Annotated in this window: 17 protein-coding genes; 2 read left to right on the top strand and 15 right to left on the bottom strand. The window is 54.3% G+C overall.

Annotated features, from left to right (window positions below; all coding sequences use genetic code 11):
* Positions 1-5: 5 nt before the first annotated feature.
* The 14 genes from B0B12_RS13575 to lon all read right to left on the bottom strand — a co-directional run bounded on the left by B0B12_RS13575 (position 6) and on the right by lon (position 19,589).
* Complete coding sequence (locus tag B0B12_RS13575) at positions 6-704, bottom strand: 3'-5' exonuclease (RefSeq protein WP_076669616.1); 699 nt, start codon at positions 702-704, stop codon at positions 6-8.
* A complete protein-coding gene (locus tag B0B12_RS13570; protein WP_076669615.1) occupies positions 704-2,641 on the bottom strand; it encodes a DUF294 nucleotidyltransferase-like domain-containing protein in 1,938 nt (645 codons plus the stop codon). Before B0B12_RS13570 ends, B0B12_RS13575 begins: the two co-directional genes overlap by 1 nt.
* A 127-nt stretch (positions 2,642-2,768) precedes the next feature.
* On the bottom strand, positions 2,769-4,667 hold the full coding sequence (gene acs, locus B0B12_RS13565; RefSeq protein WP_076669613.1) for an acetate--CoA ligase: 1,899 nt from the start codon (positions 4,665-4,667) through the stop codon (positions 2,769-2,771).
* 84 nt (positions 4,668-4,751) lie between these two features.
* A complete protein-coding gene (locus B0B12_RS13560; protein WP_076669611.1) occupies positions 4,752-6,674 on the bottom strand; it encodes a propionyl-CoA synthetase in 1,923 nt (640 codons plus the stop codon).
* Between the two features lie 23 nt (positions 6,675-6,697).
* Positions 6,698-7,078, bottom strand: coding sequence for a response regulator transcription factor (locus tag B0B12_RS13555; RefSeq protein WP_076669605.1), 381 nt, complete (start codon positions 7,076-7,078; stop codon positions 6,698-6,700).
* A gap of 4 nt (positions 7,079-7,082) precedes the next feature.
* Positions 7,083-9,809 carry an ATP-binding protein gene (locus B0B12_RS13550; RefSeq protein WP_076669604.1) on the bottom strand — a complete coding sequence of 909 codons (2,727 nt, stop codon included), beginning with the start codon at positions 9,807-9,809 and terminating at the stop codon, positions 7,083-7,085.
* 3 nt (positions 9,810-9,812) lie between these two features.
* Positions 9,813-10,025, bottom strand: coding sequence for a hypothetical protein (locus tag B0B12_RS13545; RefSeq protein WP_076669602.1), 213 nt, complete (start codon positions 10,023-10,025; stop codon positions 9,813-9,815).
* Positions 10,026-10,457: 432 nt separating this feature from the next.
* Positions 10,458-12,146 (bottom strand): sodium:solute symporter family protein, encoded by a 1,689-nt coding sequence (locus B0B12_RS13540; RefSeq protein WP_076669595.1) that lies wholly within the window; start codon positions 12,144-12,146, stop codon positions 10,458-10,460.
* Between the two features lie 27 nt (positions 12,147-12,173).
* Entirely contained in the window at positions 12,174-12,437 is a 264-nt protein-coding gene (locus B0B12_RS13535) for a DUF4212 domain-containing protein (protein WP_076669594.1), read from the bottom strand.
* Positions 12,438-12,465: 28 nt separating this feature from the next.
* Positions 12,466-13,806: a hypothetical protein gene (locus B0B12_RS13530; RefSeq protein WP_076669592.1), complete on the bottom strand. Its 1,341-nt coding sequence runs from the start codon at positions 13,804-13,806 to the stop codon at positions 12,466-12,468.
* Positions 13,807-13,927: 121 nt separating this feature from the next.
* Positions 13,928-14,347 (bottom strand): IS1/IS1595 family N-terminal zinc-binding domain-containing protein, encoded by a 420-nt coding sequence (locus B0B12_RS13525; RefSeq protein WP_076669590.1) that lies wholly within the window; start codon positions 14,345-14,347, stop codon positions 13,928-13,930.
* 202 nt (positions 14,348-14,549) lie between these two features.
* Entirely contained in the window at positions 14,550-15,278 is a 729-nt protein-coding gene (locus B0B12_RS13520) for an SDR family NAD(P)-dependent oxidoreductase (RefSeq protein WP_076669589.1), read from the bottom strand.
* Positions 15,279-15,654: 376 nt separating this feature from the next.
* Entirely contained in the window at positions 15,655-17,049 is a 1,395-nt protein-coding gene (hslU, locus tag B0B12_RS13515) for an ATP-dependent protease ATPase subunit HslU (protein WP_076669587.1), read from the bottom strand.
* A gap of 53 nt (positions 17,050-17,102) precedes the next feature.
* A complete protein-coding gene (gene lon, locus B0B12_RS13510; RefSeq protein WP_076669586.1) occupies positions 17,103-19,589 on the bottom strand; it encodes an endopeptidase La in 2,487 nt (828 codons plus the stop codon).
* A 227-nt stretch (positions 19,590-19,816) separates the two neighbouring features.
* Between lon and B0B12_RS13505 the strand changes: the two genes are divergently transcribed.
* Both B0B12_RS13505 and B0B12_RS13500 read left to right on the top strand, forming a co-directional pair.
* The gene (locus tag B0B12_RS13505; protein WP_076670354.1) at positions 19,817-21,802 is read left to right on the top strand and encodes an OmpA family protein; all 1,986 of its coding nucleotides are present in this window, start codon (positions 19,817-19,819) and stop codon (positions 21,800-21,802) included.
* Between the two features lie 79 nt (positions 21,803-21,881).
* Positions 21,882-22,628: a DUF4184 family protein gene (locus B0B12_RS13500; RefSeq protein WP_076669585.1), complete on the top strand. Its 747-nt coding sequence runs from the start codon at positions 21,882-21,884 to the stop codon at positions 22,626-22,628.
* A 5-nt stretch (positions 22,629-22,633) separates the two neighbouring features.
* Here B0B12_RS13500 and B0B12_RS13495 read toward each other — a convergent pair whose 3' ends face one another.
* Positions 22,634-23,908, bottom strand: coding sequence for a LysM peptidoglycan-binding domain-containing protein (locus B0B12_RS13495; RefSeq protein WP_076669584.1), 1,275 nt, complete (start codon positions 23,906-23,908; stop codon positions 22,634-22,636).
* Between the last annotated feature and the right edge of the window lie 10 nt (positions 23,909-23,918).

The following is a 23,918-nucleotide window of genomic DNA, read 5'->3' as shown; positions in this document are numbered from 1 at the left end:
AAAATTCACCCCCGCATCAAATCTCCTACCGTCACAATCCCACGCTGCCTGGCAATTGACAGTAATTTCAACAACAGCAAAGCAGTTGCAAAGGCGTCGCCGGAGGCAGTATGGCGGTCCTCAGTGGGTAGGTTATATTTCTCGCAGAGGGCATCGAGGCTGTATTCGGCGGGCTTCAGGGTATGGCTGTCAGCGTGGCGGCGCTCCAGGCGGATGGCCAGTTGGGCTGTGTCGATGGAACGGTTGCGGAGTTTGCCTTTTATACCTTGCCGCCGGAGCATCTGGTTCACCATAGCAATGTCGAAAGCTACGTGCTGTCCCACCAGCACAGCATTGCCGCTGAAGTTCACAAAGCCCTCTACCGCTTCCCGCTCAGTTATTCCTTGTTCCAACTGTTTCGAAAGCAAACCATGCACCTCGGCACTTCTGGTAAGACCAGCCCCCTCCTGCTGCACCAGGCACTCAAAGGTATCCGACACCAGCACCTGTAACCCTTTTACCCGCACGGCCCCAATCGACAGCACCTTGTCGGTTCGCTTGTCCAGGCCGGTCGTTTCGGTATCGAACACGACAAAGTCGATCTGGTTTAGTGGCGTGTGCTTCGGGAGCTGCTCCTTAAACAGTGCGCTATACCTTTGCCAGAACGCCGGGGCATCCTGATCAGTCGGTTTTAGCTGCTGTATCAGTTCTTTCAGCCACTCCATTAGCCCAGGTAGTTTAGTTGAAAGCGCACCTGCAGGAGCTCCTGTATGTCGCTGATCGGTTTGAAGGTGCTGCGCAGCGTTTGCCGCTCGAGCTTGTTGAGTTGGTTGGGGTTGAGGTAGCGGCCGGAGTTTTTGTTGCGCAGGCCGTTGAGCGCCCGGAAACGCATCATGATCTCATAGGCCATAGCAGCCTCCCGGTATAGCTCGGCGTTCTGCGGCTCCAGCTCGGCCAGCCTGGCAAAGCGCTTAAAGGTGTTGTTCTCGCCGGCAATGCGGTTGTCGAGCGTGAGCACCCGGGCGGCATCCACAAGCGGTGTCATGGCCCGGAGCTTGATGTCGAACTGATCTTTGTGCTCCCCGCCCCGCTCCACAATGAAGTTGCGGAAAAAGCTCAGCGGCGGCGGACTCTGCAGGGCATGCTTGGCCAGAAAAGGCAGAAAGATGCGCTCCCGCTGTATGTTCTCATAAATGTAATCAGTCAGCTGACGGCTCAGGCTGAAGTCGCCATACACGGGGCGGTAGTCGTAGAAAATAGAGGTATGCATCAACGCCTCTTCAGTAGGCTCGTGTATCCAGTTGTAGAAATACTGTTTCCAGGTATGCAGCGGCTGGCACCACTGCGGGTTACTGGCCATCATATCAGCCGGGCACTTCTCAAAGCCACACGTCTCCAATATGTCGCGCACGGTCGCAGCCAACTTCAGAAAGTAAGCCTGGTGCTCCTTCTCCAGCGCCACGTTCTTGTCTTCGAACACAAGGGCATTGTCCTGATCGGTACGCAAGAGCTGTTCCTCGCGCCCTTCGCTGCCCAGCGAGAGCCAGCAATAGCGCACCGGCGGCTCCCCCAACTCCTGCTCGGCGTGCTGCAGCGCCCGCACAATAATGGCGTCGTTTACCTCGGTGATGATGTTGGCAATGAACGAAATGCTCACCTCCTGCTCCAGGTACTTGAGCAAAAGCTCCTCAGCTCTATCGCGTATACCTGGCAGTGAGGTGATGTCGCGGGTTTGGCGAACCTCAGAGATAAGCACGGCCGGGTTGTTGCCCTGCGCCAGCAGCAGGTCGTGCTCCGTCAGTACGCCCAGCGCCCGCGAGTGAACGGTACCATCTATGGTCACGCAGAGGTGCTTCACCCTGTGCCGGATCATGTGGATCAGCGCGTCGGCCATCGCTGGATTAGGCACAATCGTAATAACAGGCGCCGACATGATCACCTCCACCGGGTCGTCAATGGCCACATGCCCCGCCACCACCTGCCGTCGCAGGTCGGTATCGGTGATGATGCCCAGCGGCCGCTGCTCCCCGTCCACCACCATCATGAAGCTGGAGTCTTTGTCGCTCATCATCTGGGCGGCCAGCCGAATGGAGGTATCGGGCGGACAAGCGATCAGATTCTTAGAAGTATCGATCCGGAGCGCATCCTCTAGGTGCATGGGTATAGCCGAAGGCGCCATGGTGCTCAGGCCAACCCGTGCCTTGTTGGCATCGCGTAGCGTCGGGTTACGCACCGGCTGCCCCGCCGCAAAGCCTGCTGCAAAGTAGAGGGCCACCTGCGGGTTTTCGGTCAGGATCGGTTCAAAAGTAGCAATCGGCATGGCATACACCAGAGACTCTTCGGCAGCAGTGGCCGTGGAAGCATAGTTCTTTTTGGCGATAAGCGCCCGTACCCCGAACACATCCCCCTCGTCACAGACATCCAACAGCTTCTGCCTTCCCTCCTCCGTTTTTTGCTCCAGCCGTACTGAGCCCTGCCGCACCACATAAAAATGGTCATGCGCGGTATCGCCCTGCGCAAGGAGCACCTGCTCCGGCTCCAGGTACATAACCCGCACCTGCCGCGCCAAAGCCCGCAGCTTTTCCGTGTCAATCAGGTTGAAAGGTGGGTAGGTATTCAGAAACTCGTGCACGCGTTCCTGGATGACATTGGAGGGTTTCATAGCTGCGGGTTATACATATGGAAGATACGGGTTTGGGGAGAGGTTTGCAATAGACTGAAACGCAAAAGTCCTGCAACAAACGCTGCAGGACTTTAGGCATTCAAAAAACTTATTAATCAAACAGTACTTACAAAGCACCGGCCTTGATCTCATCCACTACATCCGGATCAAGCAAAGTAGAGGTATCGCCCAGATTCGAGGTATCGCCCTCCGCTACTTTGCGCAGGATACGGCGCATGATCTTGCCGGAACGGGTCTTCGGCAGGCCGCTCACAATCTGGATCTTATCTGGCTTGGCGATCTTGCCGATCTTCTCCACTACCGTCTCAATGATCTCGGCACGCAGGTACTCTTCTTTCTCAGGCATGTCTTTGCAAATAACGAAGGCATAAATACCCTGCCCCTTCACGTCATGCGGATAGCCTACTACCGCAGACTCCACCACGTGGTTGTTGTGGTTGATGGCCTCCTCGATCTCAGCTGTTCCGAAGCGGTGACCGGACACGTTGATCACGTCGTCTACCCGGCCGATGATGCGGTACAGGCCGTCTTTGTCGCGCTTGGCACCGTCGCCGGTGAAGTACAGGCCTTTGTAGGTAGAGAAGTAGCTCAGACGACAGCGCTCGTGGTCGCCATAGGTAGTACGTATGATGCTCGGCCACGGGAACTTCATGCACAGGTGTCCTTCCACCTCGTTCTCGGTGATCTCATTACCGTCGCTGTCTACCAGGATCGGCTGTATACCTGGCAGCGGCAGGGCGGCGTGGCTTGGCTTCATCGGGGTAACGCCGGCAATGGTCGAGATCATGATGCCGCCGGTTTCGGTCTGCCACCAGGTGTCTACCAGCGGACAGCGCTCTTTGCCGACGTGGGTATGGTACCAGTGCCAGGCTTCCTCGTTGATCGGTTCGCCCACCGAACCCAGTACTTTGAGCGAGTCGAGGCTGTAAGAGAGCACATCATCTATATCGCCGCTCATCAGGGAACGGATAGCAGTTGGAGCAGTGTAGAAGATGTTCACGCCGAACTTATCGACCACCTGCCAGAAGCGGCCCATATCCGGGAAGGTTGGTACGCCCTCGAACATCAACGTGGTAGCGCCTGCCAGCAGCGGACCGTACAACAGGTAGGTATGGCCCGTGATCCAACCGATGTCGGCGGTACACCAATAGATGTCATTCTCTTCTACCTGAAACACGTTGCAGAAGCTGTACTGGGCATATACCATGTAGCCGCCGCAGGTATGCACAACGCCTTTTGGTTTACCCGTTGAGCCGGAGGTATAGAGGATGAAGAGCATGTCTTCCGCATCCATTACCTCAGCAGGACAGTCTTTGCTCACGCCCTGCACTTCATCATGGAACCACACATCACGGCCTTCGACCATATTCACGGCCCAGCCCAGGCGCTCTACCACAATCACTTTCTTTACAGAATCACAACGCTCCAGCGCCTCGTCCACTACACGCTTCACCGGAATCTGTTTGGTACCGCGGTTCAGGCCATCAGAGGTCAGCACGATACTGGCCTGTGCATCGTTGATGCGGTCGGCCATGGCCACAGCCGAGAAACCGGCGAAAATAACCGAGTGGATGGCGCCAATACGGGCGCATGCCAGTGTCGCGAAGGCGAGCTCTGGAATCATCGGCATGTAAATGCACACCCGGTCGCCTTTCTTCACGCCATTCTTTTTGAGCACGTTGGCAAACTGACATACCTTCTCATGCAGTTCGCGGTAGGTATAGCGTACAAATCTTTCCTTAGGGTCATTGGGCTCCCAGATCAGGGCCAGTTTGTTGCCACGGGTTTTGAGGTGACGGTCGAGACAGTTCTCCGTGATGTTGAGCTTACCTCCCTTGAACCACTGCACGTTTGGCTCCTCAAAGTTCCACTCCAGTGTGGTGTTCCACTTCTTGTGCCAGTTGAAAGTACTGGCTATATCAGACCAGAATCCCTCCGGGTCTTCCACGCTGCGCTTGTAAGCCTGTTGGTATTCTTCAAAAGTTTTAATTTGAATGTTAGACATGATTTCGGTTTAGTTATGGTGTTCTAAGGTTTCGTTCAGTTGTTAGTGGTGCACGATTCGGACAGGTCGCAGCCAGTCCAGGGGCTAGATAAAAGCATTCCCAATCTTTCGCTCTCTCAGGTCATTGTGAATCTCTGTCAGGATAGCCGGATCGTCGATAGTCGAAGGTATGGCGTAGTGCACACCGTCGGCAATGTTGCGGAGTATCTTGCGGAGAATCTTCCCGGAGCGGGTTTTGGGCAGACGCTTCACGATAAGCGCATTGCGGAAGTAAGCCACGGCGCCGATCTTCTCCCGGATCAGGGTAATCAGTTCCTGCTCCAGTTGCGCCTCACTGATGGTCTGCCCGTCTTTGAGCACCACCAGCCCAATGGGGCGCTGGCCGCGAAGATCGTCGGCTATACCTACCACAGCGCATTCGGCTACGGCAGGGTGCGAGGCGACCATCTCTTCCATCTCACCGGTAGAAAGGCGGTGACCGGACACGTTGATCACATCGTCTATGCGACCCATGATATAAATATAGCCATCTTCATCCATATAGCCCCCATCTCCGGTCATATAATAGCCCGGGAAGCGGTCGAGATAGGATTTGTAGAAGCGATCGTTGTCTTCCCACAAGGTAGGCAGGCAACCGGGAGGCAAAGGCAGCCTCACCGCTACATAGCCTTCCTGTGCCGGTATCAGCTCCTGCCCTTCTTCGCCCAGTATCTCTACCTTATACCCGCACACCGGCAGACCTGCCGAGCCCGGCTTGGCAGGCTTCAGGCCATAGCCTACCATGTTGGCCACCATCGGCCAGCCCGATTCCGTTTGCCACCAGTGATCGACGACAGGTATGCGCAACAAGTCTTTAGCCCAGTAGTAAGTGGCAGGATCGCAGCGCTCGCCTGCCAGGAACAGGAATTTGAGCGAAGGCAGGTCGTATTTGATCTTCTCGATACCATCCGGATCTTCTTTCTTGATTGCGCGGATGGCGGTCGGGGCGGTAAAAAGCACCTTCACGTCGTGCTGCATGATGATGCGCCAGAACGTACCGGCATCAGGGGTACGAACCGGTTTGCCTTCAAATAGCACCGTGGTGCAGCCGTGGATCAGCGGAGCGTATACCAGGTACGAGTGCCCAACAGCCCAGCCCACGTCCGATGCGGCCCAAAACACGTCGCCTGGGTCCACACCGTACACAGCTTTCATGCTGAACTTGAGCGCCACGGCATGGCCGCCGTTGTCGCGCACAATGCCTTTGGGTTTACCGGTAGTGCCGGAGGTATAGAGGATGTAGAGTGGGTCGTGGGCGTCTACCGGAACCGGATCAACGGGTTGCGCCTTCTGCAGCACATCTACATAATCCAGGTCGCGGCCGGGCTGCATATCGGCTTCCACGTAAGGGCGCTGCAGGATGATGGTGTGCTTTGGCTTGTGCTGGCTATCGTTCAGCGCCTTGTCGAGGAGCGGCTTGTAGGGAATGTGCTTGTCGAACTCGATGCCGCAGGAGGCGGAGATGACCACTTTGGGACGGGCATCGTCGATGCGCACCGTGAGCTCGTGTGGCGCGAAGCCACCGAACACCACCGAGTGGATGGCACCTAACCTGGCGCAGGCCAGCATGGCGACCACGGCTTCAGGTATAACGGGCATGTAAATCACCACGGTATCGCCTTTACCCATACCCAAACCACGGAGCGCACCGGCGAAGCGGGCCACCATGTCGCGGAACTCGCGATAACTGTACTTGCGGATGGTGTTGGTCACCGGAGAGTCGTAGATTAGGGCAGTCTGGTCGGCGCGGCCATTTTCCACGTGGTAGTCCAGCGCCAGGTAGGCTGTGTTAAGCTTGCCACCAGCAAACCAGCGGTAGAAGCCGTTCTCGTCGGTAGTCAGGACTTGCTTCGGCGCCTCGTACCACGCAATCTGCCGCGCCTGATCCCCCCAGAATCCTTCCGGGTCGCTGATACTTCTTTCGTAGGCCTCGGCATACGAACTGTAGGTTTGGGTCACTGTTTCCATATCTCCTGCGTCTTTTATTGCGATTAACTCTTGGTAAGCTCCTTTATCTTCTCCATCAGGAAGCGGGTCGAGAAAGGCTTCGGGATGTAGAGGTCGGCTCCTACCTCGTAGCCTTTCTTGATGTCGGCGTCTTTGGTTTTGGCACTCATGAAGATCACCTTGGCCCCGTCCATGGACTCACTCTGCCGGATGTGCCGGCACACTTCGTAGCCGTCCACATCAGGCATCATGATGTCGAGCAGCACCACGTTCGGCCGCTCCTTGTCCACACTCTCCATGGCCTCGGTGCCGTTGCGGGCAATGTATACCTGGTAGCCGTTCTTGCGCATCAAAAACTCCAGCGGCATCAGGATACCCGGTTCATCATCCACGACCAACACCTTCAATTTTACTTTGGTACTCATAGTTTTATACGTTTGCGGGCACATTTACTCTCACAGGCAGCACGAACGAAAACCGGGAACCTTTGCCCGGCTCACTTTCCACCCAAATGCGCCCCTGGTGCGATTCAATTATCTTTTTGCTGATGGCCAGTCCCAGCCCACTGCCCTCCGGCTTGCGGATGTTCTGGTTCTGGGCCTGGTAAAACTTGTCGAATATCTGTTTGTGGAGCTCCGGGGCAATGCCCTTGCCATTATCCACCACGTTCACTTTGATGTCGCCGTCGATGTAGTAGCCCGACACGATGATGCGGCCTTGCTCAGGGTTGCAGAATTTGATGGCATTGGACACCAAATTCACCATCACCTGCATCAGGCGGTCTTTGTCGCCGTTGATAGTGGGCAGGTTGTGCTGCACGTCCACCACCAGATCGATGTGCTTCTCCCCCACCAACCGCTCCAAAGCCTGCACCGACTCGCGAATCACCTCCTCGATCTGCACCGGCCCCAGGTTCAGTTTTTGTTTGCCCGACTCGAAGCGTTCCAAATCCAGCACCTGCGTAATCAGGCGAGTCAGCCGCTCCGACTCCTTCACGATCGTCTGCAGGAAATGCTCCTGATCCTCGCGCTCCATCTCCGGATTATCATACAGGATCTCAGACAGGGCCCGGATCGAAGTCAGTGGTGTGCGCAGCTCGTGCGTGACCGTCGACAGGAATTCGTCCTTGAGCTCGTCGAGTTGCTTGAGCCGTTCGTTGGCACTGCGAAGCTGCTCGGTAGCGCGTCGCAACTCCAGGGACTTGCGACGGAGCTCGTTGTTGATCGAGATCAGTTGCTGTGATTCTTTCAGGATGTTGAGCACCTCGTCGATGCTGATCTCCTCCTCCTTCACCACCGACGCCACCATGATGCGGGCCGAGGAAGAACCGATCACACCCGCCAGTAGCTTCTCGGCATAGGTCACCAGTTTCGGATCTGCCTTTCCGGTTGCGTCTTCGGGTTCGGGGTATTTGCGTTTGTAGGCTTTCATGGCCACCTCCGCTTTTTTCTCACCCAGGAAGTTCACAAGCAAAGATTTGATGTCCGGTATGTAGGCCGTGCCTTTCCAGACGATGGAGCTCTCGAACACAGTGGAGTACTTGAAGATGTCGACAAACACCTCGGCCTGGTTGCGCTCCTGTGAGCTTTGCCTGCTCAGAAGCGATACCCCGATGTAGAGCCCCACGTTCAGGAACATGCTCCAGAACATGGCATGCGAAATGTAGTCCATTCCCTGCAGCCCGAATAGCGCAAAGGGTTTGAGTAGCGCTATACCTAGCGGACCATCATTCAGAATAGAAGCCGGCAGCATGCCCACGCCCACCATCGAGGGCACGACCAAGGTATAGAACCAAATGACAGAGCCGACCACGATGCCTGCCAGCGCCCCGTTTTTAGTACCCTCTTTCCAGAAGATGCCGCCGATAATAGCCGGAGCAAACTGCGCCACCGCCGCAAACGACACCAGCCCCACCTCCACGAGGGAATAGAACTCGGCCACGCCCTTGTAATACAGGTAGACCAGTAACAAGATCGCGAGTATACCGAGTCGACGGCTGAACAAGAGGATTTTCGTGAGCTGGTTCTGGTAGGTGTTTTTGATGGCAGGTATAGCCACCAGGAGCGGCATCACGATGTTGTTGCTCACCATCACACTCAGGGCGATAGTAGCCACAATCATCATACTGGTAGCCGCCGAAAACCCACCCAGGTATATCAGCAAGGCCAGGATCGATTTGCCCTCGCTCAAAGGGATGGCCAACACAAACATGTCGGCGTCTATACCTGTGGTTCCAAACAGCAGGTCGCCGCCAAAGGCAATGGGCAGCACAAAGATGTTGATGGCAAACAGGTAAAGCGGAAACAGCCACATGGCTTTGTTGAGGTGCTGTTCGTTCACGTTCTCCACCACGGCCACCTGAAACTGGCGCGGCAAAAACAGAATCGCCAGCATCGACAGCACCACCATCCAGAACCACTGCGAAAAACCACTCTCATTGTCGAAGGTCATCAGCCGCTCAAAATCGGGCAGCTGCGATGCCTGCTGCATGATGTCGCCAAAGCCATTGAAGACGCCATAGGTCACAAACACCCCCGCCACAAGGAAGATCACCAGTTTGAAGAGCGACTCAAAGGCGATGGCCGTTACCATCCCTTCGTGGCGTTCGGTCGCCTCCACGTGCCGCGTGCCATACACAATGGTAAACAAACCCAGGCCCAAAGCGATGAAGAAGGACGTATCGCCGAATAGCGGGCTACGGCCTAACTCGTTGGCGCCGGTGAGTATATCCAGGCTGCTGGCAATTGCCTTGAGCTGGATGGAGATGTAAGGAATAATGCCCAGCACGCATATGATAGTGACGATGCTCCCCAACGTAACATTCTTGCCGTAGCGCGACGAGATGAAATCGGCAATAGTGGTAATACGCTGCACCTTGCAGATGCGGATGATCTTGCGGAGCACCACCCACCAGAGCGGCGCCATCAGCGTCGGCCCGATGTAGATCGCCAGGTAGCCCAGGCCTGTAGTAGCGGCTCTTCCTACCGAACCGTAATAGGTCCAGGCAGTGCAGTATACCGCAATCGAAAGCGCATAGATGTAGGGATTGCCTACGAAGCTTTTGCCTGCAGCCGAACGCCTCTCTGCCCACGAAGCCAGCCCAAAGAGCAAAGCCAGGTAGAAAAACGACGCACCGATGACGAGCCAGTAGTTCATGCCTTATTTTTTCTGTTTTCTCGGATCCTGCCGATTGATGTAAAAGCCGATCGCCCCAATGCACAAAAGCCACACCGCCGTGATGTACAGGTATAGCACCGGCACACCGCTCACCGTCGCCCCCGAACTGAAGATCGAGAGCACCGGAAAGTTCAACAGCACCATGAACAGGGCACTGATGAAAAAGAGTCGCCGGCCTTTTGCTGTGTCACGCATGTTCTAAGTTAGAAAGTTTAGAAGTTAGAAAGTTGTTTTGGCGGACTACATCCGCTTGGGCATGATTGTCATCACTTCGCCACTTTAAAGGCAGGCCATTGAGGTTCTGTCGAGAACTATCCCCTTGAGGGGATTATAGGGGTGTGAAGGAGGTGATGAAAAGTCAACAATCACCTGTTTGCGATATTCTCACTTACTTGTAAACACCTCTCTAAGAGCTTCGCTCGCAAGCTTCAAACTCACGTTTTCGCTTGTCCTCAAGGGTAGAATTTGCTAGAACTTGACGGCCCTACAGCTCTGTAGGGGGTATAGACATAACTATTCTCTGCGAACTATCCTCACTCCCCAGCTAACTGCCGGAGGGCTGACCAGCGAAAAGCACCGAATCAACCATCCAACAATTTAGCCATTTAACAATGTAACCATCCAATCTTAATGCGCCACGGCCTCTCCGGCGCCTCTTGGGATACGGATATCCTCTACCAGGTCCTGAATGTGGGCTGGAGGGGCTGGGGTGAAGCGCGACACAAGGAAGGACACGATGAAGTTAACCAGCATACCTACTGTACCAATGCCTTCCGGGGAGATCTCCATGAACCAGTTCTCTGGCAGGTTCGCAGCCGGGTTGATGAACTTGAAGTAAGAGATGTAGCTGATCGTGAATAGCAGGCCTGAGATCATACCCCAGATGGCGCCCTGTTTGTTCATGCGCTTCGAGAAAATACCCATGATGATGATGGGGAAGAACGAAGCCGCAGCCAGACCAAAGGCGAAGGCCACCACCTCAGCCACAAAGCCCGGAGGATTGATACCGAAATAACCCGCCACCACTACCGCAAACGTTGCCGCCAAACGGGCCGCAATCAGCTCCTTTTTTTCAGATATATCGGGCATCACGGATTTCTTGAGTAAGTCATGCGAAATGGAGGTGGAGATAACCAGCAACAGACCGGCCGCTGTGGAAAGAGCCGCTGCCAGACCACCCGCCGCTATCAAGGCAATCACCCAGTTCGGAAGCTGCGCAATCTCCGGGCTGGCCAGCACCATGATGTCTTTGTCAATGGTCAGTTCGTTTACAGCGGGGTCTTTCACATACTGTATGCGGCCGTCTCCGTTCTTGTCATCCACGCCAATCAGTTTTGTTTTCTGCCAGTTGCTCACCCATTGGGGCATATCCGCAATTGGCTGGTTGCTGGTCGTCTGCAGCATGTTGTACATCCCAAAAGCACCTACCGCAGGGGCCGCTGTGTACAGGATGGCGATGAACACCAGCGCAAAACCAGCCGATTTGCGGGCGTCTTTTACTTTGGGCACCGTAAAGAAGCGCACGATCACGTGCGGCAGACCGGCCGTGCCCACCATCAGGGCGGCCGTGATGAAGAACACGTCAATGGTGGCTTTGCTGCCGTCGGTGTAGGCCGTGAAGCCGAGCTCCGGTAGCAGGCCATCGAGTTTATCCAGCAGATAGGTGCCGTCTGACAGCGTACTGCCCATCCCCAACTGCGGAATCGGGTTGCCGGTCAACATCATCGAAATAAAAATAGCGGGCACCATGTAGGCGAAGATCAGCACGCAGTACTGCGCCACCTGGGTATAGGTGATGCCTTTCATGCCGCCCAGCACAGCGTAGAACAACACGATGATCATACCGATGATTACGCCTGTCTCAATCTGTACCTCCAAGAAGCGCGAGAACACAATGCCCACGCCGCGCATCTGGCCAGCCACATAAGTGAACGAGATAAAGATGGCACACACCACGGCCACAAGGCGGGCGGTTTTGGAGTAGTAGCGGTCGCCCACAAAATCGGGCACGGTGAACTTGCCGAACTTGCGCAGGTAGGGCGCTAGCAAAAGCGCCAGGAGCACGTAGCCGCCGGTCCAGCCCATCAGGTATACCGAGCCGTCGTAGCCCATAAACGAGATCAGGCCTGCCATGGAAATGAACGAGGCGGCCGACATCCAGTCAGCGGCTGTTGCCATACCGTTGGCCAACGGGCTCACGCCGCCGCCTGCCACGTAAAATTCTTTCGTAGAGCCCGCCCGCGACCAGATCGCAATGCCGATGTAGAGGGCGAAGGTCATGCCCACGATGATGTATGTCCAGGTTAAGATGTCCATTGTCTTAAGGTGTTTTGTGGTGAGAGATTAATCTTCGTGCACGTCAAATTCGCGGTCGAGCTTGTTCATCAGCCACACATAGATGAAGATGATCAGCACAAAAGCATAGATGGAGCCCTGCTGCGCAAACCAGAAGCCCAGTTTGAAGCCGCCCAGCCGGAACTGGTTCAGTTCGTCGACGAGCAAAATGCCGAAGACGTAGGACACGACGAACCAAAGGCCCAAAAGCGTCAGGAGGATGCGCACGTTGCGCTGCCAGTACTCCTGCATTCTGTTCTTGTTATTTTCCATGGATATATAGTTTAGTTTTTTAAGGTTCTTACAAGTAAATCATGGCCTGCAGTGTTATCTCGGGGCGGTACTTCAGGTTATCGGGGTTCGTGAAATCAGGGCGGTTGCGGTAGTTGAGCGTGAGTTTGGAATGATGCCCTTCCAGAAAGAGGTTAGCACCCAGGTCGAGCACTTTCACAGGCACTTTCTCACCGCGGCTGTTCTGCACGCCGTCTAAACTGCCATAGCTGTAGGCGGCATAGGGTTGGAGGCGGGCTTTTTCGGTAATCAAATCTTTGGGAAGCAGGTAGCCTGCCTGCCCATACAGGATATCGCCGGTACCGATGGTCGGGAAAGCATTGCCGCGTAGTGCGCCTCCGCCCTGCGCGGGGTTCATAATACCAATGTTGCGCACATTGTCTTTGCCAAAGTCGTAGTTGTAGTACACGCCGTAGGCGGTCAGGGCGGTGTTGGTTTCGGTGTTAAGCGGCAGGTCCAGGAAAGCATCCACGCCAAACAGGTTGATGTTTTCTTCTTCTACTATGGAGCCATTGATGGTATTCTGCTCGCGCCACATGCCGTCTTTGTTGTGTAAGAAGCCCGCGCCGATGTTGAACACGCGTTTAGAGCCCAGGTAAGTGCCCACCATATACGGCAACAGGTTCGACTCCTGCTCCAGAAACTGCCAGTTGAAATAGCCTTGGTATACCTTATTGTTGTTCCGTGGATTGTAGTTAGCATTTGGACCGATCGTCTCCGCCGTGTTGGTCAGAAAAGGATCATTCACGGCCATGCGGTAGTCCAGTTTGCCGAGCTTGCCTTTGGCGTACACGCCCAGCATACGCCCGAACTGGTCGGCAGCATCGATGGTGGCCCAGTTGAAGATCGGTGCGTCGATGGCCATGAAGTTGAGCGTGCTGGCATTGGTACTGCGCGAGATGCCGTTCCAGTAGTGCAGGCCAGCCCCAACCGACAGAGCGTTGTCAAACACCTTATACTCTGTCCAGGCATCGTGAATAAAGATCTGGGGCTTCTTCCCATCCTGCGTAGGATTCACACCCCCACTGACAGCATTCTGATTATTGATACCAAAGTGCAGCAATACTAAAAAGCGGGGCGAGATCTGGGAGTAGGTGAGGAATCGGGAGCGGCGCAGGCCGAAGTCCAGGGTGTTGTCCACCGGCTCCCCGTTGCGGATCGTACCCGAGTTATGCTCGTTGTAGCGCATCCATACCTGGTGCCAGGTGATAAAACGAATGTACTTTGACCCGTCTTCGTTGATGGGCAGCTTGATGCCCGCACCATACTCGGTAGAGCCTTGAGCGGACGCACTCCTTCCTGCACAGCAAAGCACCAGCCCTGCCGCTACATATAGTAACAGTTTTTTCATATGGGATACTAAATGTTAAGGTGAAGAGAGGTCAGCTGTTTCCCCGAATTCTTTAGACTATTTTAAGGAAGATTCAGGAGAAAGGATAAAGTGCTGTATATTTTTGGTAAGTTGGTATACATCAATCTTTAAACCGCTTCCACTTGATCATCATGTACTTGTCGCCAAGCTCGGTGATCATCATGCCGGCGCCTTTGAGGTTGGCGCTGTTCTTCATGTGCTCGACCAGTTCGGTGTGGTTCAGTATTTTGTAAGTAGGATGGTATTCGGTTTGCTCCGGCGCCTTGATTTTATACTTGCGCACCCAGTTCATGATCGAGACGTGACTCACACCCAGAATCCGCTCGATCTCCCGGTAGCTGATGCCTTCAATGTAGAGTTGCAGCGCCTTGGTCACATAATAGCTGTCAATCCCTTTCCCGAGCTTATTTACCGTGAAGTAATAGCCGCATTTCTTGCAACGATAGCGTTGCCGGTCGTTGATAATACCGCTCTTCACGACTTCTGTGGCACTGCATTTGGGACAGATGGGGTTCTTCATAGAGGCTCAGCTATAGGGGCTTCGATCAGGTATAGAAATTTAGCATAACTATATTAAATTAGCAACAATCCCCTTAAAACTATTTCCCCTAGGAATCAATGGGTTATGCGTGTATAAACATTGATCGCAGGTAACATCTCTTCACAAAAAAAGCCCTGCCACAGGGGCAAGGCTTTGTCGTCATTATGAACAATGGACTAAACTACATATCCCGCACAGATACGATGACCTCGTTAAAGTTGTCGGTGTTGTTCAGGAACCAGACGATCTTTTGACCCACCTCTTCCGGTGAAGCCAGCTCGCCTTGCTCCTTGTAATCCCTGAACCGCTGCACGTTGCTGAACTTGTTCTCATCACTTTCCCGGATGTGCTCCTGCATGGCAGTGTCCACCACGCCCGGCGACAGCGCAAAGACCCGCACGCCGGAGGCACGTACATTCTGTTCCTGCTGTATTGTCTGCGACAGCATGTCAATTGCTGCTTTGGAGGCGCAGTAACTGGCCCACCCGTCGATGGGATACTTCCCTGCCCAAGAGCTGACGTTCACGATTACCTTGGGCACTTGCAGCGGCTGGTATACCTGCAGGAAACTGTTCATCAGCATGGCCGGCACGATTACGTTCACGTCGAACACAAACTCGAAGCGCTCGTTCGGCATGCCTTCGCCCACATAGCCAATGTCGCCCAGCACACCCGCGTTGTTGATCAGTACTAGCTTTTCGGCGTCCTGGTAAGGCACAAATACCTTGTGCAGGTTATGCTCCACGGCAGGTATATCTGAAAAATCGAGCGGTTGGTGGCGGTAGTTTTTGTGCTGGATCGTGCTGTTGCGGCAAACGCCGATCACAAAGTTGTTCTCGTCCTGCAGCAGTTCCTCCGCAATGGCTTTGCCTATACCTTTGCTCGTCCCGGTGATGAAGTAGTAGTTCATGGAAGTTTAGGAGTTTGAGAATGTAGGAGTTTAAGAGTGATCTATACTAACCTAAAGTACGAATGTGTTTTAAGATTTGGTTATACCTATACCTGAAGGCTGAGGTTTTCATAAACAAAAAAGCCGGTGCCTCTGCCTCTACAGAAGCACCAGCTTTCCCATTTCGCGAGTTCACAGACTCGCTTTTATCTGCAGGCCACAGAAATGATTACCGTGCCAGTTATTCAATAAGCATGTACACAACCTAGAAAGCGCGGGAAACAAGTGGACAGGTATAACCTGTGCACGATTCGAACAGGTCGCGACCTGTCCTTACACCGTCTTTATCCCTCGAATTCCTAAATTCCCCAGCTCTTAAACTCTCAAACTCCCAAACTTACAAGATATACTGACTCAGGTCGCGGTTCTTCACCATGTCCGACAGTCGTTCGAGCACCATGTCGCGGGTAATGACGATACGGGCATTGGCGCTGATTTTGTCGGGCACATCGAAGAGGATGTCGTTGAGCAGGCGGCTCATGATGGTCTGCAGGCGACGGGCACCAATGTTCTCGACTTCGGCATTCACTTCGTAAGCCAGGCTGGCAATCTCGTCCAGAGCTTCGTCGGCAAAGCTCAGCTCCACGTTCTCCGCTTTCAACAAAGCCTCGTACTGCTTGGTCAGGGCGTTTTTCGGGAACTTCAGGATCTGGTAGAAATCTTCCTTAGTCAGGCTCTGCAGCTCCACACGGATCGGGAAACGACCCTGCAATTCAGGTATAAGATCCGACGGTTTGGCCACGTGGAAGGCACCGGCAGCGATGAACAATATGTGGTCGGTGTTGATGACGCCATACTTGGTGTTCACCGTGGAGCCCTCTACAATTGGCAACAGGTCGCGCTGCACGCCTTCGCGGCTCACGTCGGGACCGCCGCCGCCTTTGTTGCTAGCGCTGGCCACTTTGTCAATCTCGTCAATGAAGATCACACCGGAGTTCTCCGCTTTGAAGATTGCTTCTTCCTTCACCTCATCCATATCGATGAGTTTCGCGGCTTCTTCTTCCAACAAGATCTTGCGGGCTTCGGCAATGGTCACTTTGCGTTTTTTGGTCTTCTTGGGCATCATGCCGCTGATCATCTCCTGGATGTTCATCATGGAAGCCTCGTCCATACCTGGCCCCATCACACCCATACCAGGCATGGCGCTCTGCTGCACCCGGATCTCGATCTTGCGGTCCTCGAGCTCGCCGTTGCGGATCTTCTCTCTGAATTTCTCGCGGGTGCGCTCGTTCAGTTCGTAGTCGTTATCGGGCATGGCGTTCGGGTCGGTTGTGGTGGCGTAACCCGGCGATGTGCGGCCCTGGATCGGCGGAATAAGGGCGTCGAGGATGATGTCTTCTACCACCTCAGCCGCTTTCTGCTTCACTTCTTCCTTTTTCTTGGTCTTTACCATGTTCACCGACTGCTCCACCAGGTCACGGACCATGCTCTCCACGTCGCGGCCCACATAGCCCACTTCCGTAAACTTCGAGGCTTCTACCTTGGTGAAAGGCGCATCGGCGATCTTGGCCAGGCGGCGGGCGATCTCGGTTTTACCCACCCCGGTTGCCCCGATCATCAGGATGTTGTTAGGCACGATCTCACGGCGGATGCTTTCGTCGGCGTTCATGCGGCGCCAGCGGTTGCGGAGCGCAATGGCCACGTTTCGTTTGGCCTCCTGCTGCCCAATAATATATTTATCCAGCTCCTCTACAATCTGGGCTGGCGTTAAATGCTCTATTGATTCTAACATCTTCTCTGCTTAAAAATTAAAAAAATCTGGTGGCCGAAGTCAACCAGCGATCTTTATTCCTCGCTCTTTCCATTCTCCGACACCACCAACTTGAGCGGATGCTTCACTTTTTGCTTTAGCAAAGCAATCTGCACCACGTCGTCCACTCTGTCTACGTAATGAATCTGCAGACCTTTGATGTATTGCTCCGGTATTTCGGTGATGTCCTTGCGATTTTTCTGACACAGGATTACATCGGTTATACCTGCGCGCTTGGCTGCGAGTATTTTCTCTTTTATACCTCCCACCGGCAGCACCTTGCCACGCAGCGTGATCTCGCCCGTCATGGCCAGGCGCGACTTCACTTTGCGCTGCGTAAACACCGAGGCGATGGACGTGAAAATGGCTATACCTGCCGACGGACCGTCTTTCGGAACGGCCCCTTCCGGGAAGTGAATGTGCAGATCGTACTGGTCGAAGAGGCGGTAGTCGATGTCGAGCAGATCGGCGTGGGCTTTCAGGTATGAGATGGCCGTCATGGCAGACTCTTTCATCACATCGCCCAACTGGCCTGATAGCGTCAGCTTACCCTTGCCTTTGCTCAGGATAGACTCGATGAACAGGATATCGCCGCCCACAGAAGTCCAGGCCAGGCCGGTTACTACACCAGCGGTGTCGATGTCCTGGTAGATTTCTTTGTCGAAGGTTTCCGGTCCGAGAATCTTCACTACGTCTTCCGGCTTGATGGACGGCGTATATTTTTCCTCCATCGCCTTTTGCTTGGCCGTGTTACGCACCAGCTGCCCAATCTTACGCTCCAGGCTACGCACACCCGACTCACGGGTATAGTCGTCGATCACTTTCTGCAGTGTAGCTTTCGACATTTTCACGTCATCTTCCTCCAGGCCATGCTCACTCACCTGCTTCGGCACGAGGTGGCGCTTCGCAATCTCAGTTTTCTCCTCTAAGGTATAGCCGGTCAGCTCGATGATCTCCATACGGTCGCGCAAGGCAGGCTGAATTGTTTCCAGAGAGTTAGCCGTGGCAATGAAGAGCACCTTCGAAAGGTCGTACTCCACGTCCAGGTAGTTGTCCATGAAGGTATGGTTCTGCTCCGGGTCCAGCACCTCCAGCAAAGCTGAAGACGGGTCGCCACGGAAGTCGGAGGCCAGTTTGTCGATCTCGTCGAGGATGATGACCGGGTTGGAAGAACCCACTTTTTTGATCTGGCTGATGATTTTGCCCGGCATGGCGCCCACATAGGTACGGCGGTGCCCGCGGATCTCGGCTTCGTCGCGCACGCCGCCCAGTGACATTCTGACATATTTACGTCCCAAGGCTGTAGCGATGGAACGACCCAGCGAGGTTTTACCCACGCCCGGAGGTCCGTAGAGGCACAGAATCGGCGCCTTCATGTCGTTTTTCAGCTTGAGCACTGCCAGGTACTCGATGATGCGCTCCTTTACCTTCTCCAAACCGTAGTGGTCGGCGTCCAGTATCTTTTTGGTGCGCTTTAGGTTAAAGTTGTCTTTTGTCGTCTCGTTCCAAGGCAGGTCCAGCAAAAACTCCAGGTAGTTGACCGCCACCGGGTACTCGGCTGCCTGTGGGTTGAGGCGGGCCAGTCGCTCAATCTCTTTGTTGAAATGCTTGGCAACCGCCTCCGGCCATTTTTTCTTAAGGGCACGCTCCCGGAAGCGCTCAATCTCCTGATCGGGTCCCTCCTGCCCCAGCTCGTCCTGCAGCACCTTAATCTGCTGGCGCAGGAAATAGTCGCGCTGCTGCTGATCGATGTCGGTGTGTACCTTGGTGTGGATCTCCTGCTTCAGTTCGAGCAACTGGATCTCGCGCAGCATGATCTCGAGGAGTTGCGTGCCGCGCTCCACGCCGTCGTTCACTTCCAGCAGCTTTTGCTTCTGGGCCACGTCCACGTTCAGGTTGCTCGACAGGAAATGCGTCAGGAAGCTTGGGCTGTCGATATTATCGAGGGCCACCTGGGCCTCCTGCGGTATTTCAGGGTTCAGCTTCAGCATCTTGGCGGCCGCATCTTTCAGCGAGTGCACCAATGCCTTTACTTCTTTGCTCTTTTTGTTGGGGAAGGTATCCTTGCAATAGCTCACCTTGGCCGACAGGTAGGGTTCCTCCTGCGTTACTTCGTCTATCTGGAAACGGCTCTGGCCCTGGATGATGATGGTGGTGTTGCCATCGGGCAGTACCAGCATTTTCAGGATCTTGGCCATGGTGCCGATGCTGTACAGGTCCTCGGCAGACGGATCATCGCTGTTGGTATTGCGCTGCGCCACCACTCCCACGATCTTGTCGCCTTTATGAGCTTTGCGCACGAGGCGCACGGATTTTTTGCGGCTAACGGTAATAGGCAATACCACGCCCGGAAACAATACTGTGTTGCGCACCGCCAGCAAAGGCAGTTCGTCCGGCATGTCCTCCGGCAGCATTTCTTCGTCAGGGTCTGTGGTGATTACCGGAATCAGATCGTCGCTATCATCTACCGACATGTTTCCGATTAAGAGTTGGTTAAGGAAATTCTTCAGTGTATAGTTCATAGGTTGTATCAGTGCCAAATTGACATAAAGATAACGGAAAATCCGCTTTATGCCTTTGGGGTGTAGTAATGTCAAGAGCTGTGCCAAGTGCGGCCTGCCTGCCTAAATTGTTTAACTGCCGGGGGCATTGGCACCTATCCTGAAAATATAAGGGAATATTAATAAATCGTTTCAGAACATAGGCTAAAAAATAATATCTTTGGTTTCAGGTATCATGCCCTGTGCCGATGAAACGACTTAAGACCCCTGTTTTCTTCCTGCTGCTGTTGCTGGCCCCGCTCCTGGGTATAGCGCAGCTGAAGCATACGCCTTTGCAGGACGGCCCTGACGTGAAGGTGAAGAAAAAGGCACCGAACCAGGAAATGCACCTGGACTTCCCTAACCTGAACCGGATCGCCTTTTACAAGGATTCTAAGAAACTCTCAGAGATACAACGCCTGGAGCGACGCAAGCAGTACGGGCAAGCCCTGAGACTGCTCGAGGGTTACGTGCGCAATTTTGGCATTCAGAACTTCTACAAAGACACCAACCTGCTCTGGCGCCTGGGCCAGTTGTATGAGCGGCAAGGCATGATGAACCAGGCCATGGAGGTATACCGCCTCGTGCTTAAGCATCACCGCTCAGATGTGCGCCAGGTGCAATCCTACTACGACTCGCTGGAGCAGAACACCAAGGACTACTATGTGCCGCTGAGCTATTATTACGAGCTGGTGGAATACCGTAAGTCCATCTCGACGTACCAGCCACCGCGCGGGGTATACCTGAACATGGGCAACACCATCAATTCTGTTTACGAAGATTACGGCCCTACCCTCAGCAAAGACAACAATACGCTTATCTTTACCTCGAAACGCACTTTCCAGGGTATAGAAAGTAAGCCAAACGAAGACCTCTACTACTCCCATAACAGCAACGGCTACTGGAGCGAGGCGCAGTCTTTCGGCAAGCCCATCAACAGCATTTACAACGAAGGCTCTGCCACGCTCACCCGTGACGGCAAGACGCTTTACTTCGCCCGCTGCGAGTCGCCGGACGGCTTTGGCAACTGCGACCTGTACAAGGCAAGTCTGCAGCCCGATGGCAGCTGGCACGAGATCGAGAACCTGGGCCCTAACGTGAACAGCCCCTCCTGGGACTCGCAGCCGACGCTGTCGCCGAACGAGGACACGCTCTACTTTGCCTCCGACCGCCTGGGCGGCTTCGGGTTGTCGGACATTTACTTCACTTACAAACTGAAAAATGGCACTTGGGCCAAGGCGCAGAACATGGGCCCGATCATCAACACGCGTCAGAGTGAGGTGAGCCCTTTCTACCACCCCAAGTACAAGGTGCTCTACTTCAGTTCGCGCGGGCAGCTGTTCAATTTCGGTGATTTCGACATCTACAAAACCTACCTGGTGGGCAACAAGTGGCAGGAGCCGCGCAACATCGGTCCGCTCGTGAATGGGCGGGGCAGCGAGTACTACTTCACCATCGACTCGCAGTCGCAGAACCTGTACTACGCCCGCTCCGAAGAAAGCGACCTCAAAAACCTCGACCTCTACTCTTTCCCGCTGCCGATGGAGGCACACCCGCTGGCCGTGACCAAAGTAGAAGGCGTGCTGCGCGACTCTGTTACGAACAAGCCACTCTCGGGTGTCATCTCCATCATCGACCTCGACAACGGCATCGAGATCTCGTCAAAGTACATCCGGCCGGACGGCTCCTTTGCCTTCAACCTGATCGACAATGCCCGGTACATGATGATCATCCAGAGCCCGGATTTCTTTACGATTGAGCGGGAGCTGGCCCTGCAGCAGGACACGACGCTGCAGATCATGACCAAGGTGATCGACCATAACATCCCGATCGTGTTCAGCAACATCGAGTTTGAGCCGAACGAGTCTAATATCACGGAAGAGATGCACCCCATACTGGACGAAGTGGCTTACTTTCTGGTGGAGAACCCGGGATTCCGGTTAGAGATTGCGGGCCATACCGACAGCGCCGGTGATCCAGAATTTAACCAGATCCTATCAAAAGACCGCGCCGATGCCATTCTGCAGTATATTCAGCACAAAGTGCGCCTTGAGGATGGCCGCATTGATGCCTATGGCTACGGAAGCAGCAAGCCCCTGCGCGATGAAAGAACGGAAGAAGATCGCCGCATCAACCGCCGCGTAGAGTTCCGTTTGATAAAACCAGTGCTGCAAGGGCGAGGTACAGGAAGGTAGGTTCCTGCTCCGGACAGAGTTAAAACTGTCAGGACAAAGGAAATTTTGACAAAATACAAAAGACTACTTATACCTTCCAATGCCGTTTACAGCTGCCCACCCTGCCGCTATATTGCCCCTGCTGCGCCACAGGCGGAGGTTCTCGGCTACCGGCTTGGTTACAGGCAGTGTAGCCCCAGATTTCCAGTATTTTCTGCTATTCCCTTTTCTCGATCAAAGTGGCCATACCTTGGCTGGCTTGCTACACTTTAACCTGCCGGTCGCGCTGGTCATCGCAAGCATTTTTCAGTTCATCGTACGCCGGCCCGCTATAGACCACCTTCCGGATTGGTTTAAAAGCCGCGCCCTGGCTGTGCCGCAGTTCAACTGGCTGGACTACCTAAAAGAGCGTTGGGCGGTTTTCGCCTTCTCAGCTATACTGGGTGCTTTTACGCACATCCTTTGGGATTCCTTCACCCACGAATCAGGCTATTTTGTGCAGGTATGGCCTGTGCTTGCCAGCATGGTGAATGTGATGGGACATGAGATCATGCTCTGCCGCATCTTACAGCACGGCAGCACTTTGGTGGGTGGTTTGCTTATCCTGCGCTATACCTGGCGATTGCCAATCGTGGCTATACCTGACAAGGTGAGTTGGCAGCAAAAGCTATATTTCTGGGCAGGTATAGGTATAGCAGGTATAGCCTTTATGAGCTACGCCCTTTACAGCAGCGTCTTCATGCGCTCACCCATGGGTATCGTGGTCTCGTTTCTGACTGGCTCCATGATGGGAATTACTGCCATCAGCAGCGCTTTCAAACTCAGCTGGCTCAAACGACAGGTATAAAAATCTTATTTCTGGGCTTGTGGCAGGTCAGCTAGTACGCGTTTGGCCATGTTCGGCATGTTGTCGCTCACAATGCGCTGCACATCGTTCATGTTGGACTGGTAAGGCACTTTCACCTTGTTGCCGGACACAAGCTCGCCCTTGCTGTCGTAGATGGAGTAATGCACCAGAAAGTCGCGTTCGTAATTCCAGGTGGCGCGGTCGAGGCAGTTTTCGTAATTGGTCTTCACCTCGAACTGGTTGATGAACACGTAATAGTCGATGCCGTACTGGCCGTTGAAGTGCGAGAAGAATTTCGGGTCCTTCACCTTCACGCCAAAGTGCTTGTTCTCGTCCTGCGCCACAGGCACAGTGGCAGGCTGCCCACCTCTGATGTTCAGGTCGTTTTTTTTTCGTTTCACCCACTCCAGGGCATTCTCACGCTCCTTTGCTTTAATGGTAGGCTGGTGGTTGTAGCGCGACTGCTTGTTGTCTTGGTAGCCGTAACTCAGCGATCGGTATAGGGTGCTAAGTTCGCTCACGCTATCACGGTAGACGCCGCCCAGCAGGTTGATGGTTTCGTAGCCTTCCGGTGCCAGCAGGGCATTCAGGCGACCACGGAACACATGGCGCACGTTCTGGCGTGGTATTTTGGAATGACGGGCTATTTCGTCGTCGGCGTCAGAGAAGTACAGGTATGGATCGAAAGGTACCACCAGGATGCGCTGCTTCACTTTGCTCTCGAGGGTAGGCAGCGTAGAAGCCGCAGCCGAGGTACTGGCCTGCGTACGGGCCGGGCCTGTTGGGCTATTCTTGGTAGTTGCTCTAGCTGACTGTGCAGGCGGTGTGGCGGCTGGCTTGGCAGTCTGGGATGGAGGCGTGGTCTGCGAAGCTGTCGTCGGCTTGCCTGCTTGCGGATTAGGCTGTGTTACAGCAGTGCTTCGACCCGGCTGCGCTGCGGCTTTAGGGTGCTGGCTGGCGGTTGCTGCCTGCGTTGCTGGAGTGGCAGCCGGCTTGGCAGCAACAGTTTTCACTTTTACCTTACGGTTGGTCAGGTATAGCGTCTGCCCCATGTTTAGCTGCGTGCCGTTCCATTTCTGCAACGAATCGAGCGGAATGTTAAAGCGGCGCGACAGGCTGTAATACGTGTCGCCTTGCTGCACCAGGTATGTCGTGTCGCTTTGTGCGGCGGACGGAGGTATAGAAAAAGCCAATGCCGCGGGCGCAGCATTGGCTTGGTTAAATGCAAATAAAACAAAAAGAATAGCAAGGGTTAGTGCGCTCTTCACGATGGCTTTCATAAAGGAATCT

It is taken from the genome of Pontibacter indicus (assembly GCF_900156345.1).
Taxonomy (GTDB): domain Bacteria; phylum Bacteroidota; class Bacteroidia; order Cytophagales; family Hymenobacteraceae; genus Pontibacter; species Pontibacter indicus.
Note: the sequence above shows the minus strand (reverse complement) of the source record. Positions and strands in the feature narration are given on the sequence as shown.

What these genes read in the sequence shown, in the direction of transcription:
- B0B12_RS13575 (WP_076669616.1), bottom strand. Translation starts at nt 704, where the DNA reads ATGGAGTGGCTGAAAGAACTGATACAGCAGCTAAAACCGACTGATCAG.
- B0B12_RS13570 (WP_076669615.1), bottom strand. Translation starts at nt 2,641, where the DNA reads ATGAAACCCTCCAATGTCATCCAGGAACGCGTGCACGAGTTTCTGAAT.
- acs (WP_076669613.1), bottom strand. Translation starts at nt 4,667, where the DNA reads ATGTCTAACATTCAAATTAAAACTTTTGAAGAATACCAACAGGCTTAC.
- B0B12_RS13560 (WP_076669611.1), bottom strand. Translation starts at nt 6,674, where the DNA reads ATGGAAACAGTGACCCAAACCTACAGTTCGTATGCCGAGGCCTACGAA.
- B0B12_RS13555 (WP_076669605.1), bottom strand. Translation starts at nt 7,078, where the DNA reads ATGAGTACCAAAGTAAAATTGAAGGTGTTGGTCGTGGATGATGAACCG.
- B0B12_RS13550 (WP_076669604.1), bottom strand. Translation starts at nt 9,809, where the DNA reads ATGAACTACTGGCTCGTCATCGGTGCGTCGTTTTTCTACCTGGCTTTG.
- B0B12_RS13545 (WP_076669602.1), bottom strand. Translation starts at nt 10,025, where the DNA reads ATGCGTGACACAGCAAAAGGCCGGCGACTCTTTTTCATCAGTGCCCTG.
- B0B12_RS13540 (WP_076669595.1), bottom strand. Translation starts at nt 12,146, where the DNA reads ATGGACATCTTAACCTGGACATACATCATCGTGGGCATGACCTTCGCC.
- B0B12_RS13535 (WP_076669594.1), bottom strand. Translation starts at nt 12,437, where the DNA reads ATGGAAAATAACAAGAACAGAATGCAGGAGTACTGGCAGCGCAACGTG.
- B0B12_RS13530 (WP_076669592.1), bottom strand. Translation starts at nt 13,806, where the DNA reads ATGAAAAAACTGTTACTATATGTAGCGGCAGGGCTGGTGCTTTGCTGT.
- B0B12_RS13525 (WP_076669590.1), bottom strand. Translation starts at nt 14,347, where the DNA reads ATGAAGAACCCCATCTGTCCCAAATGCAGTGCCACAGAAGTCGTGAAG.
- B0B12_RS13520 (WP_076669589.1), bottom strand. Translation starts at nt 15,278, where the DNA reads ATGAACTACTACTTCATCACCGGGACGAGCAAAGGTATAGGCAAAGCC.
- hslU (WP_076669587.1), bottom strand. Translation starts at nt 17,049, where the DNA reads ATGTTAGAATCAATAGAGCATTTAACGCCAGCCCAGATTGTAGAGGAG.
- lon (WP_076669586.1), bottom strand. Translation starts at nt 19,589, where the DNA reads ATGAACTATACACTGAAGAATTTCCTTAACCAACTCTTAATCGGAAAC.
- B0B12_RS13505 (WP_076670354.1), top strand. Translation starts at nt 19,817, where the DNA reads ATGAAACGACTTAAGACCCCTGTTTTCTTCCTGCTGCTGTTGCTGGCC.
- B0B12_RS13500 (WP_076669585.1), top strand. Translation starts at nt 21,882, where the DNA reads ATGCCGTTTACAGCTGCCCACCCTGCCGCTATATTGCCCCTGCTGCGC.
- B0B12_RS13495 (WP_076669584.1), bottom strand. Translation starts at nt 23,908, where the DNA reads ATGAAAGCCATCGTGAAGAGCGCACTAACCCTTGCTATTCTTTTTGTT.